The 8274-nt window shown below is 67.0% G+C and carries 6 protein-coding genes and 1 pseudogene; 5 read left to right on the top strand and 2 right to left on the bottom strand.

Annotation, left to right across the window (positions count from 1 at the left end):
* Positions 1–21 precede the first annotated feature (21 nt).
* The 5 genes from ACU0BR_RS01415 to glmM all read left to right on the top strand — a co-directional run bounded on the left by ACU0BR_RS01415 (position 22) and on the right by glmM (position 6920).
* Entirely contained in the window at positions 22–2643 is a 2622-nt protein-coding gene (locus ACU0BR_RS01415) for a putative PEP-binding protein (protein WP_446155050.1), read from the top strand.
* A 138-nt stretch (positions 2644–2781) separates the two neighbouring features.
* Positions 2782–3444 carry a cell wall hydrolase gene (locus ACU0BR_RS01420; RefSeq protein ID WP_446155051.1) on the top strand — a complete coding sequence of 221 codons (663 nt, stop codon included), beginning with the start codon at positions 2782–2784 and terminating at the stop codon, positions 3442–3444.
* A gap of 136 nt (positions 3445–3580) precedes the next feature.
* Entirely contained in the window at positions 3581–4507 is a 927-nt protein-coding gene (locus tag ACU0BR_RS01425) for a dihydroneopterin aldolase (RefSeq protein WP_446155052.1), read from the top strand.
* Between the two features lie 51 nt (positions 4508–4558).
* Positions 4559–5563 carry a dihydropteroate synthase gene (gene folP / locus ACU0BR_RS01430; RefSeq protein WP_446155053.1) on the top strand — a complete coding sequence of 335 codons (1005 nt, stop codon included), beginning with the start codon at positions 4559–4561 and terminating at the stop codon, positions 5561–5563.
* Positions 5564–5576: 13 nt separating this feature from the next.
* Positions 5577–6920, top strand: coding sequence for a phosphoglucosamine mutase (gene glmM / locus ACU0BR_RS01435; RefSeq protein WP_446155054.1), 1344 nt, complete (start codon positions 5577–5579; stop codon positions 6918–6920).
* Here glmM and ACU0BR_RS01440 read toward each other — a convergent pair.
* Positions 6897–7871, bottom strand: a complete 975-nt coding sequence (locus ACU0BR_RS01440; RefSeq protein WP_446155055.1) for a DMT family transporter — start codon at positions 7869–7871, stop codon at positions 6897–6899. The genes glmM and ACU0BR_RS01440 overlap by 24 nt on opposite strands.
* Positions 7871–8274, bottom strand: a pseudogene (locus ACU0BR_RS01445) (ketol-acid reductoisomerase); the annotation flags it as partial. The gene ACU0BR_RS01440 and the pseudogene ACU0BR_RS01445, both read right to left, overlap by 1 nt.

The raw sequence follows: 8274 nt of genomic DNA on the forward strand, positions 1-8274 counted from the left end.
GCCAGTTGGGGGGCAGGGCCTATGCTGCCCTCGTCACGAAAAGGTGCCGCAGTGCAGAAAAAACTCGCCTTCTCCGAGATCACGGCCACGGCCGACATTCAGGTGCGCCGCCACGGGGCGCGCGCCAAATGCCTGCAACGGCTGGTGCGCCTCGATATGCCGGTGCCGCGCTCCGTCGCGCTGCCGTTCGAGGCGGTGCGCGACATCGCCGCCGGGCATGACATCGACACCGCCGAGATCCTGCGCAGCTTCGGGGAATTTCCGCTGGTCTCGGTCCGTCCCAGCGCGGAAACCGCCGACTGGGGCGGACCGGGCACCTTGCTGAACATCGGCATGAACGCGCAGATGTGCGATCATCTCGCGACTGTCGTGGGCCAGGAGGCCGCGAACCAGCTGTACCTGCGTTTCGTGCAGTCCTTCTCGGTCGAGGTCGCGCGCCTGGACGAGGAGGAATTCGCCGACGACCAGACGTTGAAGGACGCGCTACACACCTATGAGCTGGAAATGGAGGAGCCGTTCCCCGAATCGGCCTCCGAACAGCTTACCGCGGTGCTGCGGTCGATGGCGCGGGCCTGGGAAGGCACAACCGCGCGACTGTTGCGCCAGGCCAAGGGCGCCCCGCCCGAGGCGGCGCTGGGGCTGGTGGTGCAGCGCATGGCGCTGGGACTGGGCACCGGGGAATGTGGCTCCGGCGTGGTGCAATTCATCGACCCGGTCACCGGGCTGCCGCAGATCACCGGACGCTACAAGAACCAGGCCCAGGGCAGGGGCGGGCTTTTGACCGATCGCGACGCGCTCTATCTGACCCGCGACCCGCGCGGCCCCTCGCTGGAGGAGCGCTGCCCCGCGGCCTTCGCCGAGCTGATCGCGCATGGCGCGCGGGCGCGGTCCGCCCTGCGCGAGGAAATGCAGATCGAATTCACCGTCGAGGACGGCGATCTGCGCATCCTGGATGCGGTGCGCGTGCCGCGCTCGTCGCGGGCGGCGGTGCGGGTGGCGGTCAGCCTGGCCCGCGACGGCGTGATCCCGCGAGAAGAGGCCCTGATGCGGGTGGAGCCGCAGGCGCTGGCCGAATTGCTGCATCCCCAGGTGGACAGATCCGGCGCGACGGATGTTTTCGCGCGCGGCATCGCCGCCAGCCCCGGCGCCGCGACGGGCCGCATCGTGTTCAATGCAGGCGCCGCCCAGGCCGCCGCCGCCAAGGGCGAGGCGTGCATATTGGTGCGCCACGAAACCTCGCCCGAGGATATTCGCGGCATGCATGCGGCCAAGGCCGTGCTGACCGAACGTGGCGGCGTCACCAGCCATGCGGCGGTAATCGCGCGCGGTCTGGGGGTTCCCTGCGTGGTCGGGGCGTCATCGCTCCAGATCGATTCGCGCAACAGGACGCTGGCCACCAGCGACGGGCGCAGTTTCCGCGAGGGCGACACGATCACCATCAACGGCTCTTCCGGTGAGGCCCTGGCCGGAGAGGTCGTGATGTTGCCGCCCGCGCTGGATGAGGTGTTCCAGACCTTCATGGAATGGGCGGAAGACGCGGGCGACATCGGCATCAGGACCAATTCCGATACGCCCGCGGATGCGGAAACGGCCAGCCGGTTCGGCGCGCAGGGCATCGGTCTGTGCCGGACCGAGCATATGTTCTTCGATGCCGACCGGCTGACCGTGATGCGCGAAATGATCTTCGCCGACACCTCCGCCGATCGGCAGGCCGCGCTCGAGCGGCTGATGCCGATGCAGCGCGGCGATTTCCGGCAATTGTTCGAGATCATGCAAGGCAAGCCCGTCTGCATCCGGCTGTTCGACCCGCCGTTGAACGAATTTCTGCCCAAGACCCGCGACGGCGTGCGCCAGCTGGCCGAGGCGATGGATCTGCCGGTCAGCCGAATCACCCGCCGGGTCGAGGCGCTGAGCGAGTTCAATCCCATGCTGGGCATGCGCGGGGTGCGCCTGGGAATCACGGTGCCCGAAATCTACGACATGCAGGCGCGCGCGATTTTCGAGGCGGCGGCCGATGTGGCGCTCGAGGGCCATCCGGTGGAACCCGAGATCATGATCCCCCTCGTCAGCGCCCGGCGCGAGGTCGAACTGGTCAAAAGCCGGATCGACGCCACCGCCTCGGCGGTCCGCACGCATCGTGGGGTGGATTTCCGCTATCAGCTGGGGGTCATGGTGGAAACGCCGCGCGCGGCGCTGCGCGCCGGCGAGATCGCCGATCATGTCAGCTTCCTGAGCTTCGGCACCAACGATCTGACCCAGATGACCTATGGCCTGTCGCGCGACGACGCGGGGCGGTTCATGGGCACCTATGTGCAGCAGGGGGTCTATCCCGAAGATCCGTTCCATACCCTCGATATCGACGGGGTGGGCGAGCTGCTGCTGATCGCGGCCGAACGCGCGCGTGCGGTGCGCAAGGACCTGACCCTCTCGGTCTGCGGAGAACATGGCGGCAACGCCGAATCGATTGCCTTCTGCCGCTCGGCGGGATTCGACTATGTGTCCTGTTCCGCATACCGGGTTCCGGTGGCGCGGCTGGCGGCCGCGCAACTTGCGATATCGGAAATGGCGCCAAAAGGCCGGGCGACAATTTCTCAGTGGATTACCAAGCACTTAAGAATTGGTGGACCGGCGGATTTTGACTGATTGAATCCGCTCTTTGGGCGTGGAATCGCCGGTTCCGTGGCGGATAGGTAGACCCCTCGGCTTTTCTTGGGTACGTCCCAATGCCTGACGGGGCAGCCACCGCGCCTCAGCAGTACATCAAACGAAGGATCTTGAAATTTGCGACACGCTTTTCCCGCGATTGCCGCCGGTGTTTTTTTGTGCCTGGGCGTTGTTCAGGCACAGGCTGATACCCGGGTCAGCACCTCGACCGATCCTACCGCCGTCATCTCCCAGCCTGACGCAAGCTCCACCGCCATTCCGCATGCTGTCGGGACGGCTCATCCTACCGCAGAGGATGATTCGAGCGCCAGCCCGCTCACCCAGATCTCCTATGATCGCGACTTTCTTGCCACGCTGCCGAAGCCGGAAAAAAGCGCCAGCTGGCGCTGCCTGACCGAGGCGCTCTATTTCGAAGCGCGCGGAGAGCCGGTCAAAGGCCAGTTCGCCGTGGCCGAGGTGATTCTGAACCGGGTCGACAGCAGCAGCTATCCCAACAATGTCTGCGGCGTGGTCAACCAGGGCACGGGCCGGAAATTCGCCTGTCAGTTCAGCTATACCTGCGACGGCAAGGCCGAGGTCATCAACAACCGCAAGGTCTACAATCGGCTGGGCAAGATCGCCGACCTGATGCTCAAGGGCGGTCCGCGCAAGCTGACGCAGGGCGCGACGCATTACCATACCACCGCCGTCAATCCGAAATGGGCACGGTCCTTCACCAAGACCGTCAAGCTGGGCGCGCATCTGTTTTACCGCCAGCCCTCTCGCGTCGCGAGCAACTAAGACCTCGCCTTCGGTGCTCCAACGCCCCCGGGGCAACGGCGCGTCGCGGAACCGCCGCCATCCGACGGGTTCGGGCTGGGTTTTTCAGCGCCAAGCGGCTATCACGCGGCAAGACGGGACACGGGCGGGGTGCGGCATGAGCGATGACATCAGACAGGCCTTTGCGCATCCGGCGGAGCGCGCGCTGGCCTCCGGCACGGCGGAGCGCGACCGGATCTCGCTGCGCGATTACGTGGTCGCCGTCGAGATCGGCGCATTCCAGTCGGAGCGCGGAACCACCCAGCGCGTCCGCTTTAACGTGGTGGTGGAGGTCCAGCCGCAGCAGGGGCCGCTGTCGGACGACGTGGACCGCATCCTCAGCTATGACGCCATCACCGATGCCATCGAAGCCGAGTTGAGCGAAGAGAGGCTCAACCTGCTGGAAACACTCGCCGAACGTATCGCCGATCACATTCTGGCCGATCCGAAGGCCGCACGCGTCTTCGTGCGTATCGAGAAGCTCGACCGCGGGCCCGGTGCGCTGGGCGTCGAGATCGAGCGCAGCGCCGATGCCGCGCGCACGGGCGGCGGCGACGCGGCGCACCCCCATCCCGTCGTGGTCTTTCTGTCCAATGCCGTGATCCACGGCGATCGTCTGGGCATCTGGCTGGATCACTTCCAGTCCACGGGCGTGCCGGTCATCCTGTGCCTGGGGCCAGCCGACATCCCCCGGCCCGCCGCGCGCAACGCGCAGGCGCAGCGCCGGATCGATCTGCTGGCGATCGAACAGAATGCCTGGGTGCTGGCGGCGCTGGATCGCCGCTGCGTGGTCGTGGCGACCCGGACCGAAATGGACTGGGCGATGAAACATGGCCAGATGACCGTCTGGGCCCCCTCCAAATTCGTGCTCGACGCGGTCGATCACCCGCGCGCGGCGCCCGACAGCGACGCTGCGCGGCTGGCGCTGTGGCTTGCAGGGCATCTGGATGCGCAGAAACTGGTCGTGCTGGGTCAGCCGGCGCCCGGCGCCGAAAGCGGCAGCGATCTGCCGGTCGAAAGCCGTGATCCCGCGCAGGACCCCTAGCGCCCCACGCGCCGCTTGCCAAAGCCCCGGTTGCGCGGCAAACCCTTCGGCATGACCAACTATTACCGTCCCGTCCCGCGCGACGACGCGCACCGCACCGCCAGCGCGCACGGCCTGGCCGGCGGCTGGCTGTGGTTCGACACCGTCGAGGTTCTGCGCCGCGACGCCGCCCCCAGGCTGATGGCCGCCGATCGGCTGCCGGATGAGGTGCTGGCACGGCTGAGCGCCCCGCGCGCGCCGCTCGCGGGGCTCGACTGGTCCGCGCCGCGTCTGATGGGCATCCTCAACGTGACGCCCGACAGCTTTTCCGACGGCGGACGGCATTTCGACAGATCCGCCGCGCTTGACCACGCCTCCCGGCTGATCGAAGGGGGCGGCGACATTCTGGACATCGGCGGCGAAAGTACGCGCCCCGGCGCGGCCGAGGTGGCCGTGGCGCAGGAACGCGACCGCACCGAGCCGGTGATCCGCGCGCTGCGCGAGCGTTTCGCGGAGGTGCCGATTTCCATCGACACCCGCAAGGCGCCGGTCGCGAAGGCCGCGCTGGCGGCGGGTGCGACGATCCTGAACGACGTCTCGGCGTTGAGCTTCGATCCCGATATGGCCGCGCTGGCCGCCGAGGCGCAGGCGCCGATCTGCCTGATGCACGCGCAGGGCGACCCGCAGACCATGCAGAAGGCACCCCGTTACGATGACGTGGTGCTGGATGTGTTCGATTACCTCGCGCAGCGCGTGGATCATGCGGTGGCCGCAGGTGTCGACCGAAGCCGCATCATCGTCGATCCCGGCATCGGCTTCGGCAAGACGCAGGCCCATAACCTGGCGCTTTTGCGCAATCTCAGCCTGTTTCACGCGTTGGGCTGCGTCATCCTGCTGGGGGCGTCGCGCAAACGGTTCATCGGCACCATCGGCGGAGCGGATGTTGCTGCCGACCGGGTTCCCGGCTCGCTCGCCGTGGCGCTTCACGGGGCGCGTCAGGGGGTTCAGATTTTACGGGTCCATGATATGATCGAGACAAGACAGGCCCTCGCATTGTGGCGGGCCGTCCAGGGATAGTGAGTGACATTTCATGACCAGAAAATTTTTCGGGACCGACGGCGTGCGCGGAACGGCGAACAGGTTTCCCATGACGCCGGAGCTTGCGCTGCGCCTCGGCGCAGCGGCGGGGCGGTATTTTCGCCGCGACGGATCTGCCGCCCACCGTGTTGTGATCGGCAAGGACACGCGGCTGTCGGGCTATATGTTCGAGAATGCGTTGACGGCGGGGTTCACCTCCACCGGGATGAACGTGTTGCTGCTTGGCCCGGTGCCGACGCCCGCCGTGGGTCTGCTGACCCATTCGATGCGCGCCGATGTGGGGGTGATGATCTCGGCCAGCCATAACCCGCATCAGGACAACGGCATCAAGTTCTTCGGCCCCGACGGTTTCAAGCTGGGCGATGACGCCGAGCTGGAGATCGAGGCCATCCTGGAGGGCGAGGTCGAGCTGGCCGCCGCCGAGAACATCGGCCGCGCCCGCCGCATCGACGATGGCCGCGCGCGCTATCTGGAACGGGTGAAATCGACCTTCCCGTCGAACAAGCGGCTGGACGGGCTGAAAGTGGTGATCGACTGCGCCAACGGCGCCGCCTACCGTGCCGCGCCCGAGGTCCTGTGGGAACTGGGCGCGGAGGTGATTCCGATCGGCGTCTCGCCCGACGGCTACAACATCAACGACGGCTGCGGGTCCACCAACACCGCCGCCGCCGCCGCCGCGGTGCGCGAACATGGCGCCGATGTGGGGATCTGCCTCGATGGCGACGCCGACCGGGTGATGATCCTGGACGAGACCGGCGCCGTGGCCGATGGCGATCAGATCATGGCGCTTTTCTCCAAGCGCTGGGCCGATGAGGGGCGGCTGAAGGGGCACACGCTGGTTGCCACGGTGATGTCGAACCTCGGGCTGGAACGCCATCTGGCCGAAAATCAGATCGTGCTGCTGCGCACGCCCGTGGGCGACCGCTATGTGGTCGAGACGATGCGCCGCCGCGGCTATAACCTGGGCGGCGAGCAATCGGGCCACATCGTGATGACCGACTACGCCACCACCGGCGACGGGCTGATCGCCGGCCTGCAATTCCTGGCCGAGATGGTGCGCACGGAAAAACCCGCAAGCGCGCTGATCCGTCAGTTCGACCGCTGCCCGCAGATGCTGCGCAACGTGCGCTTCGCCTCGGGCAAGGAGCCGCTGGCCGACGGGGCGGTGCGCAGGGCGATAAGCGACGCGGAGGGCCGTCTGAACGGCAGCGGCCGCCTGCTGATTCGCAAGTCGGGGACCGAGCCGTTGATCCGGGTCATGGTCGAAAGCGAGGATGAGGCTTTGATGGCGCAGGCGGTGGAAAATGTCGTCTCAGCGCTGGAAGCTGTGCGATAGGCGCCGCAACGCGGACCATTGGCTGATCAACAGGCCCGACAGGATCAGCAGCAGCGCCGTGAACAGGCTGCCCGGCAACGGTTCGGACAGGACCGCCGCGCCGAAGATCATCGACCATGCGGGCACCATGTAATTCGTCAGGCTCATGAAGGTGGGCCCGGCGCTGCGGATCACCACGACCCGCAGCAGGTTGGCGAAGGCGGTGGAAAAGGCGCCCAGGAACAGAACCGCCAGCAGCGCGCCCTGCGGCGGCACCGGCGGCACACCCTCGACCAGCAGCGCCAGACCGGCCGCCGCCGCCGCCCCGATTCCGGTCAGCCAGAAGGTCAGCGTGATCGGGGCGATCGGCGGGCACAGCCTGACCAGGATGCTGCCCACCGCATAGCACAGGGTCGCCGCGATGCACGCCAGTCGGCCGAGCGGCTCCATCGGATCGCCCGTGGTGCCGAACAGGCCGCCGCCCAGCAGCAGCAGGACCCCCGCGAACCCGACCAGAAAGCCCAGCGTGCGGCGCAGGGTCATCCGTTCTCCGGGGACCAGGAAATGCGCCAGCGGCAGCACGAACAGCGTCACCCCTGCCATCGACACGCCCGCAAAGGCCGAGGTGACCGACTGCTGCCCCCAGGCCAGCAGATTGAACGGCAGCACGGAGCTCAGCAGCCCGATGGCTAGCAGATAGGGCCAGCGCGCGCGCCTGTCGGGCTGTGGTGCGTCGTGCGACGGGGCGGCGATATCGGGGGGCGGGGCGCCATGCGGCCGCGTGAAGGCCCAGGCCGCGGCCAGAACGGGCGTCGCCAGCAACAGCCGGAAGGCCGCCAGCCACATCGACGTGATGCCCTCCAGCGCCAGTTCGGTCATGATGAAAGAGCCGCCCCAGATGACACCCAGGGCGGCAATCATGGCAAAGCTGGCCAGGGTGGGCGCAGGCGCCGCGCCCCTGGCCGCCGACATCAGTTCTTGTCCTGATCGACCAGTTTGCCCGCGGAAATCCACGGCATCATGCCGCGCAGCTTCTTGCCGACTTCCTCGATCTGGTGCTCGTCGTTGATCCGGCGCGTCGCCTTGAAGGACGGCTGACCGACGGCGTTCTCCTGCATGAAGTCGCGCACGAACTTGCCGGTCTGGATGTCGCTCAGCACCTCTTTCATGCGCTTCTTGGTCTCGTCGTAGGGCAGGATGCGCGGGCCCGAGACATATTCGCCGTATTCGGCCGTGTTCGAGATCGAATAGTTCATGTTGGCGATGCCGCCTTCGTAGATCAGATCCACGATCAGCTTCACCTCATGCAGACACTCGAAATAGGCCATCTCGGGCTCGTAACCCGCCTCGACCAGCGTCTCGAAGCCCATGCGGA

The sequence above is a fragment of the Brevirhabdus sp. genome (assembly GCF_052826345.1).